13 protein-coding genes are annotated in these 17,714 nt (G+C 49.1%); 6 read left to right on the top strand and 7 right to left on the bottom strand.

The window, feature by feature from the left end; all coding sequences use genetic code 11:
* Window positions 1-3: 3 nt before the first annotated feature.
* On the bottom strand, window positions 4-3,168 hold the full coding sequence (locus tag AC4QZR_RS01125) for a SusC/RagA family TonB-linked outer membrane protein (protein WP_494479278.1): 3,165 nt from the start codon (window positions 3,166-3,168) through the stop codon (window positions 4-6).
* Window positions 3,169-4,261: 1,093 nt separating this feature from the next.
* Between AC4QZR_RS01125 and AC4QZR_RS01120 the strand changes: the two genes are divergently transcribed.
* From AC4QZR_RS01120 to rnhB, 3 genes are all read left to right on the top strand, one after another.
* Window positions 4,262-7,366, top strand: coding sequence for a SusC/RagA family TonB-linked outer membrane protein (locus AC4QZR_RS01120; RefSeq protein ID WP_494479277.1), 3,105 nt, complete (start codon window positions 4,262-4,264; stop codon window positions 7,364-7,366).
* A gap of 22 nt (window positions 7,367-7,388) precedes the next feature.
* Window positions 7,389-8,996 carry a RagB/SusD family nutrient uptake outer membrane protein gene (locus AC4QZR_RS01115; RefSeq protein WP_494479276.1) on the top strand — a complete coding sequence of 536 codons (1,608 nt, stop codon included), beginning with the start codon at window positions 7,389-7,391 and terminating at the stop codon, window positions 8,994-8,996.
* Between the two features lie 93 nt (window positions 8,997-9,089).
* Window positions 9,090-9,707, top strand: a complete 618-nt coding sequence (rnhB, locus tag AC4QZR_RS01110) for a ribonuclease HII (RefSeq protein WP_494479275.1) — start codon at window positions 9,090-9,092, stop codon at window positions 9,705-9,707.
* Window positions 9,708-9,710: 3 nt separating this feature from the next.
* Here rnhB and AC4QZR_RS01105 read toward each other — a convergent pair whose 3' ends face one another.
* Window positions 9,711-10,145: a response regulator gene (locus tag AC4QZR_RS01105; protein ID WP_253400664.1), complete on the bottom strand. Its 435-nt coding sequence runs from the start codon at window positions 10,143-10,145 to the stop codon at window positions 9,711-9,713.
* A gap of 46 nt (window positions 10,146-10,191) precedes the next feature.
* Window positions 10,192-11,661, bottom strand: a complete 1,470-nt coding sequence (locus AC4QZR_RS01100) for a sensor histidine kinase (RefSeq protein ID WP_494479274.1) — start codon at window positions 11,659-11,661, stop codon at window positions 10,192-10,194.
* 402 nt (window positions 11,662-12,063) lie between these two features.
* Here AC4QZR_RS01100 and gcvT point away from each other — a divergent pair, with 402 nt between their 5' ends.
* Together gcvT and AC4QZR_RS01090 are read left to right on the top strand one after the other, a co-directional pair.
* Window positions 12,064-13,152 (top strand): glycine cleavage system aminomethyltransferase GcvT, encoded by a 1,089-nt coding sequence (gcvT, locus tag AC4QZR_RS01095; RefSeq protein WP_494479273.1) that lies wholly within the window; start codon window positions 12,064-12,066, stop codon window positions 13,150-13,152.
* A 114-nt stretch (window positions 13,153-13,266) separates the two neighbouring features.
* A complete protein-coding gene (locus AC4QZR_RS01090) occupies window positions 13,267-13,995 on the top strand; it encodes a 2-phosphosulfolactate phosphatase (RefSeq protein ID WP_494479272.1) in 729 nt (242 codons plus the stop codon).
* Window positions 13,996-14,152: 157 nt separating this feature from the next.
* On the opposite strand, the gene AC4QZR_RS01085 is transcribed toward AC4QZR_RS01090, so the two are convergent.
* The 4 genes from AC4QZR_RS01085 to AC4QZR_RS01070 form a co-directional block, all read right to left on the bottom strand.
* Window positions 14,153-14,479 (bottom strand): nucleotide pyrophosphohydrolase, encoded by a 327-nt coding sequence (locus tag AC4QZR_RS01085; RefSeq protein ID WP_007657023.1) that lies wholly within the window; start codon window positions 14,477-14,479, stop codon window positions 14,153-14,155.
* A gap of 17 nt (window positions 14,480-14,496) precedes the next feature.
* Entirely contained in the window at window positions 14,497-15,423 is a 927-nt protein-coding gene (locus AC4QZR_RS01080) for a hypothetical protein (RefSeq protein ID WP_494479271.1), read from the bottom strand.
* 94 nt (window positions 15,424-15,517) lie between these two features.
* On the bottom strand, window positions 15,518-15,970 hold the full coding sequence (gene dtd, locus AC4QZR_RS01075; protein WP_494479270.1) for a D-aminoacyl-tRNA deacylase: 453 nt from the start codon (window positions 15,968-15,970) through the stop codon (window positions 15,518-15,520).
* A 68-nt stretch (window positions 15,971-16,038) separates the two neighbouring features.
* A complete protein-coding gene (locus AC4QZR_RS01070; protein ID WP_494479269.1) occupies window positions 16,039-16,689 on the bottom strand; it encodes a hypothetical protein in 651 nt (216 codons plus the stop codon).
* A gap of 138 nt (window positions 16,690-16,827) precedes the next feature.
* Here AC4QZR_RS01070 and AC4QZR_RS01065 point away from each other — a divergent pair, with 138 nt between their 5' ends.
* Complete coding sequence (locus AC4QZR_RS01065) at window positions 16,828-17,709, top strand: ATP-grasp domain-containing protein (RefSeq protein WP_494479268.1); 882 nt, start codon at window positions 16,828-16,830, stop codon at window positions 17,707-17,709.
* Window positions 17,710-17,714 lie beyond the last annotated feature (5 nt).

The following is a 17,714-nucleotide window of genomic DNA, read 5'->3' as shown; positions in this document are numbered from 1 at the left end:
GATTTAGAATGTGAAACGAAGGTTTACACCGTAATTCCTAACCGTGGGAGGAGAGTTAAACTCAAAGCCCCTGGTGTTGCCGCCGAGCTGGTTTGACTCTGGGTCGGCATGTGGCAGGTTAGGTGCATAGAAGAAGAGGTTACGGCCGGAGACAGAGATGCTGGCAGCTCCAAACGGGGTACGCTCCAGTATCTCGGAAGGCAGTTCGTATCCCAGGCTTACTTCCCGCACCCTGAACACTGATGCGTCAAACACAGCGAATTCGTTCGCCGCGTTCAGCGCCACCCAGTATTCCTGAGCAGAGATCTGCGTGGTGTTTGGTCTGGAAGTACCGTCTGCATTCAGGACAACGCCCTCAAACAGGTAGGGGCGCTCACGGTCTGTTTGTTCTTCGAGTACACCGCGCAGGCGGGAAATCTGCGTTTGGCGGGAGTAGAAGTCGCCACCATGCACATACTGCAGCAGCACATTCAGGTTAAACCCTTTAAAACTGAACGTGTTGCCCAGGCTTCCCCACCAGTCCGCGTTCGGATCAGCAATAATGCGTGGGTTCTGGTCCACCACCGGCACCCCTGTGTTCTCGTTTATGATAAAACGGCCCTGCTCATCACGCAGGAAGGCAGACGACTGAATTATTCCGAAAGGCTGGCCAGGTATAAGTACCGGGCTGAGGCCGGTGAAGGCGCCCGTTCCGGCACCGGTCAGGAGAGTGAATTGGTTAAGTCCGGGTGCCAGTGATACCACTTTAGACTGAATGTCTGTGAAGTTCACGTTGACATCCCAACGGAAGCCGCCCTCGAAAGTAAACGGTGTACCGGTAGCCGTTACCTCCCAGCCTTTGTTCTGTATCTCACCTGCGTTCTGAGTAAAGGTGGTAAAGCCTGTTGAACCCGGCACGTCCACATTAAAGATCTGTTCGGTGGTCTTGTTGAAGAAGTAGTTCACATCAAACGAAGCTCTTCCGTCAAACAGGCCCAATTCAACGCCTGCCTCATAGGAGGTAGTGAATTCAGGCTTCAAGTCCGGATTACCCCGCCTGTTGCCGCGTGATACTGCCGCCACCGTACCATTGAATGGGAAACTGATCCCTGCCACGTTGTTGCCGAAGGCCTGGTTTACAAACACCGTGTTGGTCAGGTAAATGCCGGCATCGTTACCAACGCGGGCGTAGCTGGCCCTTAGCTTACCATAGCTGAGAATGGGGTTGGCAATATCGAAGGCATCTGTGAACACGAAGCCCACACTGGCGGCAGGATAAAAGTAGCTGTTGTTGTCAAGCGCCAGTGTCGATGACCAGTCATTGCGGCCCTGCAACTCCAGGAACAGCCAGTTTCGGTAGGACAGACCGAGCTGTGAGTAGACGCCAACCAATCTTCGCTGCGTCTCGGTGTTCGTGGTGAAGACTTTGGTATTGATGTGGTTCAGCAGGTTATAAAACTCCGGTGTGATCAGGTCCTCCGCTCTGATGTTCCGGTTATCTGTATTAATGGTGTTGATCTGGTTACCCACCAGGAATCGCAGGCTGATATCCTCGTTCAGGTCTTTGGTATAAACACCGAATATATCCTGGTTAAACTGACGGTAGAAGATGTCATCGTAGATCTGGGAGCCCTGACGGTTGAGGGCCGTATTTCCGTTTGAGTTGATCGAACCATAGGCTATTGCCTCGCGGCGTCTGTCTGAGTACTGGTCCAGACCGATGCGGTAAGTAAAAGTCAGGTCCTGAAAGAACTGAGGCTTCCAGTTGACAGTGGCACTGGTGATGGTTCTGTTCACCTCGCTTTCATAGAAGTTCTCGTTCACGCTCCACCGTGGGTTGTCGCGGGCAAGCTGTGTGAACAGGGTGGGGGCCTGCTGGCCGGGACCTATCTTGTACGGCACATTGTTGACGTCAAAACTTCTGGGTGTGAAAGGCAGCGTAAACCAGGGGCTTGTCCCAGAGTTACCCTGCAAAGAGCCCTCCTGCTCCGTATTAGCATAGATGATAGAGGCATCGAGCGAGATACCATACGATAACTCCGCTGTACCGGCAGCACGAAGCGAGAAGCGGTCAAGGCCGCTGTTCGGAATAATACCGGACTGGTTGGTGCTGTTGGCACTGAAGATATACCTGGTGTTAGCACCCGCACCGGCTAGCTGCAGGCCATTGTCAAAGATGGTGCCTGTCTCGAAAAAGTCTTCAACATTGTCCGGGTATGCTCTGTACTCCAGTGTCTCCTGTGGGTTGCCGGCAACGTTAGGTACAGTGGTTATACCTGGCGTGCCAAACCTTGGACCCCAGCTATCGGTCACGTTCGGGCTGTAGCGGAAGTTAGTGCCCTGGCCATAGTCGTTCTGGTACTCTGGCAAGCCATACACGTTCTGCAGGTTGAACGAGGAAGTAACCGTTACCTCAAACTTCTTGTTGGCATCACCAGCCATCCCTTTCTTGGTAGTGATGATGATGGCTCCGTTTGCCGCTCTGGATCCGTAGAGCGCCGCCGCGGCAGGCCCTTTCAGCACGGTCATCGATTCGATGTCGTTCGGGTTGATGTCAAGGCCGCGGTTAGAATAGGCGGCGCCACCCACAGTAGGGGCGGAAGTAAAGTTGGTAGAGTTATCGATCGGGATACCGTCGACCACAAACAGCGGCTGGTTGTTGCCGGTCGCGGAGGAAATACCCCTGATGAACACCTGTGTACCCGCACCGGGCAGACCGCTCGAGGAGATGATCTCCACACCCGCGACCTTGCCCTGCAGGGCGTTGACCACGTTTGGTTCGGAACGCTGGGATAGCTGATCGCCTTCCACGTTCTGCACGGCATATCCCAGTGATCGCTCGGTTCGCTCTATACCTACAGCAGTTACCACCACTTCCTGCAGCTGCCGGGTGTCCACGCTTAAGGTTACATTGATGGTTGATTCGTTGCCGATTTCACGCGTGACGGTGGTGTAGCCAATAAAGCGGAAAGCAAGCGTGTTAGAGCTTGCCGGTACATTGATGGAGTATTCGCCGTTGGCTCCTGTAGCGGTACCGACGCTGGTGCCTTGCACCAGTACGGCAACGCCGGGCAGTCCCTGCCCTGTTTCCTGATCTGTTACGGTACCCGTAACTGCTCTAGTCTGGGCCATACCCGGCTGAAAAAGGGCTAGAATCAGAATAAAACTTACTAGTAGTAGTTTGTTCATGTTTCCAAAATGTTTTTTGGCTTCATAAAGTGTGTTAAATCAGTTTGGAAAAGTGCCATGCGGTAGAGCACTTACTGGTGGGGTAGTTAGAAGAGCATTTTCGGAGCAGATGCTATTCAGTTAGATCAAAACTTCAGCACTAAATATGTTAATGTATCTATTGTTTAATGCTAAAGTTATATTGCTTAGTTATAACATTATACGTGTTAAATTTCATTTAGAGGTTGATTAATAGTATTTTAACTAAAAAAATATGTTGTTATATAAAGTTATTGGTATTTGTATATTTATATTTTTTAATTATAAATGAGTATAGCTGTGATTGTTGCAAATGGGTGGGACTCAATAATAGCGGGACAGCTCTGGAAGGCAGAAGAAATTATAGTGCACATACTTTTCACTTATAGAATAACATGCTGCACCCTTATGAGAAGGTATAGTTGGGTGAGATTTCTGGTCGCGCGCTTTGAAAGGTCAGATGTATAGAATAGGCTTATTGGTGACCTAAAGAAATACAGCCTGGCGCGTCCGATGCATGTAAATTGCACTCTGCTTGTCTGAATCAAAGTCTCCCTGGCAGGAGAGGGTCTCTTTAGTAGAATAACTGGTGTGTGTTATAACATTGGGTTAGAGTAACTTATGAAAACTGAGATTTAAGATGCTTTAATGGTTTTGGTACTATACTGGCGAGTGTTTTAATCACTTTATCTTAAGTATTTTGATTTTCAGATGTTTACGACTTGAAAAAAGTAGTTTGAGGTATGGCTGAATTTGTAATAACACAAGATAAAGGTGTAAATACCTGAAAAATACGAAGATAGCTACGAAGAATTTTAATTTGCAGTTTTGTATATATTGGAAAAATATGCTTAGTTTGGAGCAATCAAATAGTGTAAAAAGTTTATTTAAATGCTAAATAGGCTTCTTTTATTCCTATTCACTTGCTGGCATGGATACTGTGATTCGGTTATAAGAAGGCCGTATAGAAGCTCTCTTTATACTTGCTGGCATTCCAACTGAGCTTATTGTAAATCTTATTTCTTAAACCTTAAATCTTAACTACTATTTATCTTTCAACTCAATTAACAAACCAATGAAAAAACTACTACTATTGAGTTTTGCGCTGGTGTTCGCCCTGCTTCAGCAGGCAGTGGCGCAGGGCAGAACTGTTACGGGTACTGTGACAGACCAGTCGACTGGCCAAGGCCTTCCTGGTGTGGCAGTGCTTGTAAAGGGCACTAGCTCCGGCACAGCGACCGGTGCAGACGGTACTTATTCTATTAGTGTGCCGGCAGACGGAAACACGCTTGTGTTCCGTTTCCTCGGTTACAAAACGGCTGAGCGTTCGATAGGAACTTCTGCTTCTATCAATGTGACGTTAGAGATCGACCAGAGACAACTTGATGAAGTTGTAGTGGTTGGTTACGGTACACAGCTTAAGAAGGACGTTACGAGTTCCATTGCGCAGGTGAAAGGTGAAGAGATTGCCAATCTGGCAACTCCAAGCTTTGACCAGCAATTGGCAGGTCGTGCGTCTGGTGTTGTTGTACAGCAGCCATCAGGTATTCTGGGAGCTCCTCCTGTGATCCGTATCCGCGGTACAAACTCTATCTCTGGTAGCAATTCACCGCTTGTTGTAATCGACGGTATTCCCGTGCTGACAGGCAACGTAGGTGCTTATGCCTCTTCTAATGCGCTTGCTGACATCAACCCGAACGATATCGAGTCATTCGAAATCCTGAAGGATGGTGCCGCTACAGCGATTTATGGCTCACGTGCCTCTAACGGTGTTATTTTGGTGACAACCAAAAAAGGAAAGCAGGGCCAAATGAAGGTGAACTATGATATGTACACTGGCTGGTCCAACCCTATCAAGGTACATGACCTTCTGAATGCTGAGCAGTTTGTTGAGATTGCCAATGAGAAGTATACCAATGCGGGCAACAAACCGCAGGCATTTATGGATGCTAATGGCACCAACACGGACTGGAACGACCTTGTTTACAGAACAGGTTTCCAACAGAGCCATACTATTTCTGCCTCTGCAGGCACAGAGAAAAGTAAGTACTACTTCTCTTTGGGTTACACAGATCAGGAAGGTATAGCTGTAGCGAACGATTTGAAACGCTATACCTTACGTGCCAACCTGGATCAGAAAATATCTGACCGACTCACATTTGGCTTGAATTCCGGTTTTTCTTATCAGCGAAACAATGGTGTGTCAACAGGTTCTAATAGCTTGAGTGGTAATACTTTTGCAGTGATCCGTATGTTGCCGAACGTAGGAGCATATGATCCAAATGACCCTACAGGGTATAACCTGGATGATAACAACCCGGCTGCTTTGGGAAGAGGAGCAAACCTTATCCACATCAATAACAATACGCCGAACATCCTTTTTAGCTTGGACAACAATATTCGTAGGTCTACGACTTACCGTGCTAGCGGTAACGCCTTCCTGGACTTCAAGATTTTGACTGGCCTTAACTTCAGAACTGCTTTAGGTGTTGACCTTTCGCTGCAGGATGACTATGGTTATATGGACCCACGCCATGGCGATGGTAGAGGCTTAAATGGTTACATTGACCAAATTTATTCTCCTTACACTACCTGGAACTGGCAGAACATTCTGTCTTATAACAAGTCATTCAATGATGTACACAACATTGATGTGACAGCCGTAGCAGAATACAACAAAACAAATACCTCTTTCTTCAACGCCTTCGGCTCAGGTATTTCTGATCGCCTTTTCAGAGAGAACCTTGTGACTGGAACAATGGCTAACCAGGAAATTGCTGGTGGTATCGGTGGAAGTGGTCTTTCTTCTTACCTTGGACGTGTGAACTATAACTACAAAGGAAAATACTATGTGGGTGGTTCACTTAGAGCAGACGGTCTTTCTAAGCTTTCTCCTGACAACCGTTGGGGTTACTTCCCAGGTGTTTCTGCCGCATGGCGTGTGTCTGAAGAAGAATTCTTCAAAAACTCTAGCGCTCTGAGCGTTATTACTGACTTCAGAATAAGAGGTAGCTATGCAGAGGTAGGTAACTCTGGTATAGTAGGTGGTGACTATCCTTATCTTGGCTCTTTCGCTCCTCGCCCTTACGGTGGCCTGAGTGGTATAGCATTCAGCAACACTGGTAATGGTGACCTGAAGTGGGAAACACAAGAAATCATCGATTTCGGTGCTGACTTCGGTCTGTTCAACGGCCGCCTAAACATGGAAGTTGCTTACTGGCAGAAGAATAATAAGGACATGGTGCTAGGTGCTCCAACACCTCCTTCACTGGGTCTGCCAGGAAACCTGATCTACAGAAACATCGGTACAATGAAGAACGATGGTATCGAAGTGTCTTTGAGCGGTGCAGTACTTGAGAAATCCAATTTCTCTTGGAATGCCAACGTGAACTTCTCTACCCAGAACAACAAGATAACAGCTCTTGTAGATAACCAGGATCAGATATTTGACTATACCATCCACAGAGAAGGTGAGTCTTTCAACTCTCTCTTTGGTTACATCTATGAAGGTGTGAACGTTGCAAACGGTAACCCAATCTACAGAAAAGCTGATGGTAGCTTGGTTCAGGCAAGCCTTCAGATAGGACAATCTGGCTACAAGGTATACGACCCAGCTAACCCAACCGATATCTCAAAGGCTTCAACGCTGGGTACTGCTGACAAAGTGGTGTTAGGAAGCGCTCTGCCTAAGTGGTTCGGCGGTTTCGACAACAACTTCAAGTATGGCAACTTTGACATGAACGTGTTCTTCCGCTTCTCTGGTGGTAACAAGATCATGAACCGTACACGTCAGGACCTGTTGAACCAAACATTTGAGAACAACGGTACTGAGATCCTTGGAAGATGGCAGAGCCCGGATAAGCCAGGTGATGGCGTAACTCCGAAGCTATACCAAGGTAGAGGCACAGCCGCAAACAACGATGGTCAGACTTCCACCCGTTTTGTTGAGGATGGCGACTTCTTGAAACTGAGCAACGTAGCCATCGGTTACACACTGCCTTCATCTCTCTCTGGCAAAATTAATGTTCAGCGCCTGAGAATGTATGCACAGCTTCAGAATGCATTCACAATCACTGGTTACAAAGGTCTAGACCCAGAGGTATTTACTTCTACTGGTGTTGACTTTAATGGTAACCCGCAGCAGCGAGTTGTTTCTGTAGGCCTGAACCTAGGATTTTAATTAATATTAAATTATTGATACAATGGAAAATAAAAATTTTCTTAAAAATAGATTGAGGCTGGCATTAATGGCTCCTGCACTTGCGCTGGCAGTTATGATGACCTCCTGCGAAAAGGAAACAATAGAATTGCTTCCAAAAGACCGGATTACAGAAGAAAGCGCATTCCAAGACCCTGAGAGAATTCAGCTTGCTATGCTGGGTGTGTATGATGCTGCACAGACAGGTTTCTATCCAGGTGGCCAACGCGGGTATCCATTTGGAGCCGCATCAACTGCCCAGGGAGACATGCGAGGTGAGGATATGCTGAACGTTGCTGCTTTCTATGCCTTTACATATGAGGGTACCTTCAACGCAACCACCACACTTAACAATGTGGCTATGTGGGAATCATTATACGGCCTTATTAACAAAGCCAACATAATGATAGATGGTGTGAAGACGGCTGCTGAAGCAGGCGTAATCACACAGGAACAGGCGAATTCTTATGAAGGAGAGTCAAGATTCCTGCGTGCATTGGCACACCACGAACTGCTGGTGAACTTTGCAAGACCTTATAACGAGACAGGAGATGCTTCTCATTTAGGTGTGCCTTACCGCAGAATGGCTATCAACGACCCGGCAAGTGTGGACGAAGCCAAAGCTCAGGGAAGAAACACCGTGAAAGAAAGCTATGCCATGCTGTTAGAAGATCTTGACTTCGCTGAGCAGAACATAACTGTTTCACAACTCACCAGAGCCTCAAAAGGTGCGGCTATTGCTCTTAAGACAAGGGTGAAACTGCACATGAGAGACTGGAATGGTGTAAAAACAGAAGCAGAAAAGATTGTTTCAGGTTCCGGTCCATTCACTAGCCCAATCGGCGGTTTTGCGCTGACGGCTGCACCGGAAGGTCCATTTGCGGGTAACAAAGGAAACAGTGAATCCATATTCTCTATCCTGAACTCCACAGATGACAACCCAGGTACAAACGCTGCTTTGCCTGTAATGTACTCTGGAGCAAATCGTGGACTAGTTGCCATTAGCCCTGTTATCTGGAACAAGCCTTTCTGGCCTGTAGAAGACCTAAGAAGAACTACGCTGGCTGGTGACTTCTATGATGGCGAGAAGTATACTACCAAGTATAGGGACTTATCTGGCTGGTCCGATAACACGCCTATTATCCGGTATGCAGAAGTACTCTTGAATCTGTCAGAAGCAATTGCGCGGACAGAAGGAGTTACTGACAAGGCTCTGGCACTTTTGAATAGCGTAAGAGGCAGAGCAACGTCTGAGACGTACGTGACAGGTGGTGCACCCGCTGCTTATCTGAATATCAGCAACGCCAATGATCTGCTTCAGGCCATTATGAATGAGCGCAGAATTGAGTTCTTGGCAGAAGGTCTACGCTGGAAGGATATTCACAGAACTGCGAAGGAGGGTGAGTTCGGTGTAACGGGTGTACCTGCTAAAGTAGCTTACGGCGCTGTAACTACAGAAGACTGGAAAGCAGCTAGCAATGAACTAAGACCTGATTTGTTCAAGAGCATCCCTGCTATACCTTATGCGGACGACCGCTTCTTGTGGCCAATACCAACCTCTGAGACTACTACTAACCCTGTGTTAGCTGATCAGCAGAACCCTGGATACTAAGCCTACCGGCTAGTCTAAATTTAAAAAGCCCTGTCAGCGTAAGTTGACAGGGCTTTTTATTTTATTTTTGCACCACAATCATCTCTATACACCATGGCTCTTCTACCTAACTACAGTGGCTATACCTTTGAGGCAGGTATAGACGAGGCCGGCCGCGGCTGCCTGGCGGGCCCCGTGGTAGCTGCTGCTGTTATATTGCCGCCAGACTATAGCCACACCCTGCTGAACGACTCAAAGCAACTGAGTCACAAGCAACGGCTGCAGCTACGTGTGGATATAGTGCGTGATGCGATCGCTTGGGCCATTGGAGAGGCTAGTCCCATTGAAATTGACCAGATCAACATCCTGCAGGCAACTTACCTGGCGATGCATCGGGCTATACAGGGGCTGGGGCTGGAACCAGAGTACCTTGTGGTGGACGGGAACAGATTTAAGGTATACGAAGGCCTGCGCCATACCTGTATTGTAAAGGGGGATGGGAAATACCTGTCTATTGCGGCGGCTTCGGTGCTGGCCAAAACGCACCGCGACGAGCTGATGTGTGCGCTTGCAAAAGAACACAGCGCATATGGCTGGGAGCGAAACGCGGGATACCCCACCAAAGAGCACCGCAATGGCATTGCGCAGTTTGGAACTACGCAACATCACCGTCTGTCTTTCAGGTTGCTGTCAGAAGAGCAATTGCTGTTGTTCCCCGATAAAGAGCTTTAAGGCTTATTTAAGCTTTATCAGGTCGAGGAACAGGGTAAAGTTGTCTAGAGAGGACTGGCTGGTCTCAAAGTTGTCGAAGCTCATCGGCTTGACGATGTAGCCTGCCACATTCAGCTTTTGGGCAGCCATACGATCCGTCTCTTCGTTTGAGGTAGTCATAATGAAAACCGGGATGTGACTGAACTCCGGCTCATGGCGCAGTTCGGCCAGGAATTCCAGCCCGTTCATGCGTGGCATGTTGATATCGAGCAAGATGACACTAGGGGCAGGGGATATTTTGGGCACACCAGTCCCGCGCAGCATATCTAGTGCCTCACGGCCATTGCGGGCTACATGGGTCGGGTGTGTAATGCCTATTTTCTTAAGTTCGCGTTCTACATTCATAATATCCAGGTAGTCATCTTCTACTAAAAGGATATTAACGTCTTTATTTATCATAGCACTTTTGGAAATTCAATGATCAAAGCTAATATAATTATTTCAATTATGCCTGATTTTTAGGCCAGGTAAAACTGAATGTTGCTCCTTGGCCGGGGCTGGAGGCCACCCAAATGTTGCCTCCGTGGTGCTCTACGATCTTTTTCACGATAGCCAGACCTACACCCGTACTTTCTACTGCATCGCGCTCCTGCAGGGTCTGGAAAATCACGAATATGCGCTCGTGGTACTGCGGCTCTATACCTGGCCCATCGTCTGACACCGAGAAGGTATAGAAGTTCTCTGACTCCTGGCAGGTGACGTCAACACGCCCGTCTTCACGGTGGTGGTATTTGATGGCGTTTGAAATCAAGTTGAGGAAAACCTGATGCAAATGCACCCGCTGTGTGTAAATGTGCGGCATACCAGATCCAATTTCAACGGTAAAACTCCTCGGCGGTGAGGTCATGTCCGTTACCTCGGCCAGTAATTGCTGCACGTCCACCATCTCCTGCGCATAACTGTTGCGGTCCACGCGGGCAAAGGCCAGAATGCCATTGATCAGGTTTTCCATGCGGTGTACCCGCACACGCATCATCACCAGATACTCCTTTATATTGTCAGGCAGGTTCTGCCCCATGTCTTCCTCCACCCAACGCGATGCCACTTCTATACCTCTCAGAGGCGCCTTCAAGTCATGCGATACCACATAGGCGAACTGATCCAGTTCCTTGTTCTTGCGGTCCAGTTCCGAGAATGTCTCGTCAATCGTGGCCGACATCTTGTTCAAGGAGTACGACAGCTGGCTGAGTTCGTCATTGGAGGTGTCCACAATCTGGGTCTGGTATTCTCCCTTCGAAATCTTTTCGGCCAGTACCACCATTATCATGATGCGGTTTGAGATGATGCGGGTGATGTATAGTGCCCAGCCTATGCCTAATAGTACCGACAGTACGGTAAGAACGATGGATACCTGCTTTGTAGTATTGATACTGGTGTTGAGGCGGTCACTTCTTTCTCCCCGCAAGGTATACTCATGGGAGTTAAATACACGGAAGTCGTTTCGGATGGTATCCATCAATACTTTCTCGCCCAGCACCAGGGTATCGAGTTTCATGTCGAAAGCTCGGGACGAGTAGTCGAGCGTGTCGCTCCTTTTCATCTGGATGAGGGGCTCCGCATACTGCGCTATCCAGTTATCATGCGTAACAATGATTTTATCGAGTCTCTGCTTTTGGTGCTCAGAAGCGGTATAATCTCTTACATCTTTCCGCAGCCTGGAGAGAATACCTTTAGCCTCGTGGTAAGGCTCCAGGAATACTTCGTTTCCGTTGAGCAGATAGCCACGCAAGCCCGATTCCATGTCGATGATGTTACGCTGCAGGGAGGCGGAGTTGCGGACCACGATCTGAGAGCGCGTTACCCAGCGCATGTTCTCGATCACGTCATCCGACAATCTGTAGTTTACGATGGCGACAATGGTGAAAAGCAGCGATATCAGGACGAACCCGATAAACACTTTGGTTGATAGCTTCATGGAATATTATCTGATGAACGCCAGACTGAGCTTTTGATAAGGCAGACGAAATGCTGCTAAGTTAGTAAAAATGGTGCTAAGCAAACCAATATGCCCGGCAAAAGGTGTGACGTATAACGACTTGGGCAAATAAGAGGCAAGCACACTTGCCCTGTGTGCTGAACGGTGTCGAGAAGTAAATGGCATTCCTTTTGGCTAAAAAAGTGTCGGGTGCATGTACGCACCGGCCTTTGCAAGGTTATGCACAAAAGGGTGTGGATAATTGCCTGCGGGACGACGGGATAGGAAGTTTCCCTGAAAAATAGCGTTTAAGCTATGCTAATCTTGTTCCAGCATAAAATTCCGGAAGCGGTTTTATTTACTTAATTTTGGGCATCTACTTTATTAGCAATCAAATCTGATATGGAACTCAAGAAAATAGCTTTGAATGATGTGCACGAGTCGCTGGGAGCGAAGATGGTGCCTTTTGCAGGATACAACATGCCGGTGCGCTACTCATCTGATCTGGAGGAGCACAACACGGTGCGCAACGCGGTCGGTATATTCGACGTGTCGCACATGGGCGAATTTATGGTGAAAGGGCCGCACGCACTCGACCTGATCCAGCGCATCACCACAAACGACGCCTCTAAGCTAACGCCTGGCAAGATCCAGTACTCCTGCTTCCCGAACGAAGACGGCGGCATTGTAGACGACCTGCTGGTATACTGCATGGCCGAAAACGAATACATGCTGGTAGTGAATGCCTCTAACATCGACAAAGACTGGGCCTGGGTGAACAAATTCAATACCAAAGGCGCTGAGCTTCAGAATATTTCAGATGAGATGTCGCTGTTTGCCGTGCAGGGGCCGAAAACAGTAGAGGCGCTTTCTTCGCTTACTTCTGTAGATCTGGGCAGCATGGTTTACTATACCTTCGAGAAGGGTGATTTTGCCGGTGTGCCCGATGTTATACTCTCTGCCACAGGCTATACCGGTTCCGGCGGATTTGAGATTTATGTAAAGAACGAAGATGCCAAAAAGGTATTCGACGCGATCATGGAAGCTGGCAAGGAGCAAGGTATAAAGCCAATTGGTCTGGGTGCCCGCGATACGCTGCGCCTCGAGATGGGCTTCTGCCTCTACGGCAACGACATCAGCGACACAACTTCTCCACTGGAGGCTGGTCTGGGCTGGATCACCAAGTTTGACAAGGAGTTCACCAACTCTGAAAACCTGAAAGAGCAGAAAGCAGCCGGTGTGCAGCGCAAGCTGGTTGGTTTCGAAATGCTGGAGAAAGCTATACCTAGAGCTCACTATGAGATTGTAAACGCCGAAGGCGAGAAGATAGGCGAGGTTACTTCAGGCACCATGTCACCATCGTTGGGCAAAGGCATCGGTATGGGCTACGTGCAGACCGAGTATAGCAAGCCGGGCACTGAAGTATTTGTACGCGTGCGCAACAAAGACATGAAGGGCCAGATCGTAAAGCCACCGTTTGTAAAGAAGTAATTTTTTTTGACACTTTGATAAAGGACTAAGTGACAAAGGACCAAGGTGGCTATACCTTGTTATTTTGTTTCTAGTCCTTTGTCTTTTGTCACATAGTCTAAAATTCAAGAATATATGCCGAGTATAGATGTGTGCTACAGCCCCGAGCTGTTGCACTTGTATGAACTGGAGGGGAAGGCAGTGGTGGCTGTGGATATTCTGCGTGCTACTTCTACGATGGTAACGGCTTTTGCGCATGGTGCCACGGATATTATACCTGTGATGCAGTTGGAGGAGTGCCGCGCCTACGCCGGGCAGGGCTGCCTGACCGCAGCGGAGCGTAACGGCATCAAGGCTGAAGGCTTCGATCTGGGCAATTCTCCATTCGCTTACATAAACGGACAGGTACAAGGCCGTACCGTGGCCATCACGACCACCAACGGCACCCGCGCTATCCGTTTGTCGGAGGCCGCCGACGAGATTGTAGTAGGGGCATTCCTGAACCTGGAAGCTGTAGCAAAGCATCTACGGGAGCTGCAACTCGATGTGCTGGTGGTTTGCGCCGGCTGGAAGGGCAAATTTAACCTCGAAGACACGCTTTTTGCCGGTGCATTGGCCGAGCGTCTGCAGGATGAATTTGAATTCGAGAATGATGCCACACTGGCTTCGCTATACCTATACCACGCTGCCAAGAGCGATTTGGTCGCTTTCCTGCGCCAATCCTCCCACGTGCGCCGCCTCGAAAACCTTGAGATTCACAAAGACATTGAGTTCTGCCTTCAACACGACACTTACAACGTGCTCCCTGTTTGGAAAGGAGACAGGCTGGTAAATCTGAAGGAGTTAAAGAGTTTGGGAGTTTAAAAATATAGAAGTCTAAGAGTTGGGGAATCAGAAGGTATAATTTTTTTCGCTCTTAATAACCACTAAACAGAACAGGGCCGGTCTCTCAAAACCGGCCCTGTTCTGTTTTTAAACATCATTCTTAAATCTCACTTCCTAAACTCTCAAACTCCTAAACTTATTTCAGTTTCTCGTTCTGCTTATGCCTTTCGCTGTCGCGGGAGGTTTTCTTTTCCAGGTTTTTGCGGAGGGCTTCGGTCAGGTCTATACCTGTCTGGTTAGCGATGCAGATGAGAACGAAGAGCACATCAGCCAGCTCGTCAGATAGTTGCTTGCCCTCATCGCTTTTCTTAAACGACTGCTCGCCATATTGCCGGGACATGATGCGGGCGACTTCGCCCACCTCTTCTGTGAGGATGGCCATGTTGGTCAGTTCGTTGAAGTAGCGGACACCGTTTTCTTTGATCCAGTTGTCAACAATGGTTTGGGCTTCGGCGATGGTCATAGGTATAGGGGCTTTAGTTATTTGCCAAATTTAATGACAAAGTCCACATAAGGCACACCGATGGCGATAGATTCGGCAATATCACCGTTGTTGATAAAAGCCAGGTCGACGGTCAGCCGCTCGCCCATAAACCGGACGCCATACGAAATCAAACCATAGTAGCCGTCGCTGGGCACCAGCCAGTTCTCCGAAACCAAGCCCACACGGCGACTGATCCGCTTCATGCCACTCAGGTTAAGCACAGGCATTTTCGATAACTCATCGTCGACAAAGCCATAGCCCACCCCCAGCGTCACGTTGTCGTCCGTGTTGCCATAGGTCACAATGCCGTAGCTTATACCTAAGCCTGAGAAGTCTTCCTCCAAGCCGATCACATTCATGTAAAGCAGGCCGCCGCCAGCCCGCCATTTGTTGTTGATCTCGAAGGTAGCCTTTGGTGTGAGGTAAAAAGCAGGTGTGCCCGAGAAGGTAGAGATCAGCTCGAAACCACCGCCCATGGTGATGTTGTCAGTAATGCCGATACTGACCGAGTTGAGCACCAAGTAGGTGTTCTGGTAGTAGGCTTCGCCCTTTTTGAGGCTGAAAGCGGACGGAGAGAATAGGTAGCGCGTTGAGTTAGGGTTTTCGAACCAGTACTCGCCGTTGCGCATACGGCTGTCGTCAACGATTTTAGTGCTTTTGATCTGGGTATGCGGAATCAGGATTTCACCGGCGCTATCAGTTTGCAGGCGTATACCACCATCTGTTTGCCCCAGAAAAGTACCCTGTATCACAGAACCATCACGGGTTTCGACGATCCAGCGCTTGCCCACCACGCTTTTGATGCGCGTGGTATCGGTCTGGGCCTGAGCGCCGGTTGCTATACCTGTTATGAATAAGGCGCACAGCAGTAGCCGGCCCAAGAGCTGCGGCAGCCAGGCCGCCTGTTGAGGTAGGGTATTCATATAAACCGTCCGGTAAGGTATAGCTGATTCAGGTAGAAATATATAGATAATTCCTTTTACTTTTTCAGCCTGACTCAGAATTATTCGGAGCGGTTTATTCCCGGTTTTTAGAGTCGATGGTGATGGTCACGGGCCCGTCGTTGAGGAGGGCTACTTTCATGTCGGCGCCAAATTCACCGGTCTGCACTTTCTTATCCAAGGCCTCTTCCAAGAGCGCTACAAAACGCTCATACAAAGGTATAGCCACAGCTGGCGGGGCCGCCTGAATGTAAGAGGGACGGTTGCCTTTTTTGGTAAGGGCATAGAGCGTAAACTGGCTGATCACCAGCATGTCGCCCTTTACGTCCTGCACACTCAGGTTCATTTTGTCATCAGCATCGCTGAAGATGCGAAGCTGCACGACTTTGTTGGCAATCCATTTGAGATCTTCTTCGGTATCGTCGTTGGTGAAGCCGGCAAGTAGTAGCAGCCCGAGGTCGATCTCGCCTTTCACCTGGTTGTTAATGGTAACAGAAGCTTGGGTAACGCGTTGGACAACGATGCGCATGTGGTATACCTTTGGTTCAATTACAAAGGTATGATTTCTGGCCTATTTATACCTGGCCTCGTTTTCTCTTAATCAACATAGCCCTCATATCGGATCCGGTTCACTTTGCCGTTTTTCAGGAAAAAGCGCAGCGAGATGGGAGCCCCCTCTACAGTAGTCGCCACAACCTCAGAGTTGGTTTGCAGGATGCGCACGTCGTAGTTCTTGAGTTTGGTCATCAGCTCGGGCTGGCTCATACCTACCTTCATGTTGTTGCGAAGCGCTATACCTGCGTTGCGGATGTCGGCCACCTGCAGCAACAGCTCGCCGGTTTGGGTAGGGGCATAGAGCTCGATCACCGACTCACCAAACCGGATGGTATAGATCGTATCCGTGATGGCCGGGCGGTGCATATTCTCCACCGGGTCGGCATCAAGCGTGAAGTCGGTACCTATGCGGGCAAAGTAGGCCTCCAGCTTTTTGCTCTGACGATAATCCGACAGGAAGGGGTTACCCAGGAAATCGATGGTGGCAGGTGGACCCGCTGGCTGGCGTCGGGCCAACAGGGTGTCGGGCTCAGCGTGTTGTTGGTTGCGTTCCAGCGGTTCTTCTTTTTGCTCATCAAGCGTGTCTTCTGGCCGGCAGGCGCCTGCGGTGGTACTGATCAGCAACAGCAGTACCAGCAGGCGTACAGAGAGGCTGTACCTGTGTCGTAGGCTGAGGCTGAAAAGATGTAACATGGTGGTAGTTAAAAAGCGGGAAAGCAACTTATACTTTTCATACGAGAACAGACGTTCTTAAAGTTTTGTTTAATTGAAAATTTATTCTGTAGATTCTGCGGAGGAGAAAGTATAATTTTGCGGCAAATATCCACATTTATGTCATTACAGCAAATAGCTATAGTCACTTGCCGGAGCCTGGGCGATTATACTACCAACGCCGATAGCGAAGATGAGCGCCTATACCGTTTTTTGGCCGAAAAAGGCCACAAAATTTCTTTTCAGGTATGGGACGATGAGCAGGTGGACTGGACCGCCTTTGATACCCTCATTATCAAATCGCCCTGGGATTACTTCGATAAAATAAACGCCTTCTATACCTGGCTCGACAAGGTAGAGGCACTGGGCTGCCGGGTGCTTAACCCGGTGAGAACGCTGCGCTGGAATGCTGATAAGCAGTACTTTAAAGATATGCAGACGCAAGGTGTTACGATTGTGCCCACCGTGTGGCTGGAGCAGGGCAGCACGTTCGATGCTGACAGCGTGTTCGATGCGATAGGGCGGGAGAAGATCATTGTGAAACCCCGTGTAAGCGGAGCTGCCAAGAACACACTGGCCATCAGCAGAGCCGAGGCAGGCGACTACACAGCCCGCATCAACGCGCTGCTGCAGGACGAGCCGTTTCTGGCGCAGCCTTTCCTCGAGGAGATCAAAACACAGGGCGAGTGGTCTTTTATTTTCTTTAACGGCAGGTATAGCCACGCCGTGCTCAAAAAAGCCAGGCCGGGCGACTTCCGGGTGCAGCATTTCTTCGGAGGGAGCGTGCATACGCCAACGCCTCCTGCCAGTATGCTGCAAACCGCCTCTGAAATTGTAGAGCAGTTTGCACAGGGCTGCCTGTACGCCCGCGTGGACGGGGTAGAGCTTGACGGCGAACTGGTGCTGATGGAGCTCGAACTCATCGAGCCCTTCCTGTTTCTGAGCACAAGCGAGGGAGCCCTGGAGCGTTACTACCAGGCACTGCTGGATTTGACAGCGTAGCCTGC

The organism is Pontibacter sp. YIM B11418 (assembly GCF_059278805.1).
The sequence above is the reverse complement of the archived record's forward strand: the minus strand, read 5'-3'. Positions and strand labels throughout refer to the sequence as shown.

Coding starts and splice junctions, on each gene's coding strand:
- AC4QZR_RS01125 (WP_494479278.1), bottom strand. CDS start 3,168: ATGAACAAACTACTACTAGTAAGTTTTATTCTGATTCTAGCCCTTTTT.
- AC4QZR_RS01120 (WP_494479277.1), top strand. CDS start 4,262: ATGAAAAAACTACTACTATTGAGTTTTGCGCTGGTGTTCGCCCTGCTT.
- AC4QZR_RS01115 (WP_494479276.1), top strand. CDS start 7,389: ATGGAAAATAAAAATTTTCTTAAAAATAGATTGAGGCTGGCATTAATG.
- rnhB (WP_494479275.1), top strand. CDS start 9,090: ATGGCTCTTCTACCTAACTACAGTGGCTATACCTTTGAGGCAGGTATA.
- AC4QZR_RS01105 (WP_253400664.1), bottom strand. CDS start 10,145: ATGATAAATAAAGACGTTAATATCCTTTTAGTAGAAGATGACTACCTG.
- AC4QZR_RS01100 (WP_494479274.1), bottom strand. CDS start 11,661: ATGAAGCTATCAACCAAAGTGTTTATCGGGTTCGTCCTGATATCGCTG.
- gcvT (WP_494479273.1), top strand. CDS start 12,064: ATGGAACTCAAGAAAATAGCTTTGAATGATGTGCACGAGTCGCTGGGA.
- AC4QZR_RS01090 (WP_494479272.1), top strand. CDS start 13,267: ATGCCGAGTATAGATGTGTGCTACAGCCCCGAGCTGTTGCACTTGTAT.
- AC4QZR_RS01085 (WP_007657023.1), bottom strand. CDS start 14,479: ATGACCATCGCCGAAGCCCAAACCATTGTTGACAACTGGATCAAAGAA.
- AC4QZR_RS01080 (WP_494479271.1), bottom strand. CDS start 15,423: ATGAATACCCTACCTCAACAGGCGGCCTGGCTGCCGCAGCTCTTGGGC.
- dtd (WP_494479270.1), bottom strand. CDS start 15,970: ATGCGCATCGTTGTCCAACGCGTTACCCAAGCTTCTGTTACCATTAAC.
- AC4QZR_RS01070 (WP_494479269.1), bottom strand. CDS start 16,689: ATGTTACATCTTTTCAGCCTCAGCCTACGACACAGGTACAGCCTCTCT.
- AC4QZR_RS01065 (WP_494479268.1), top strand. CDS start 16,828: ATGTCATTACAGCAAATAGCTATAGTCACTTGCCGGAGCCTGGGCGAT.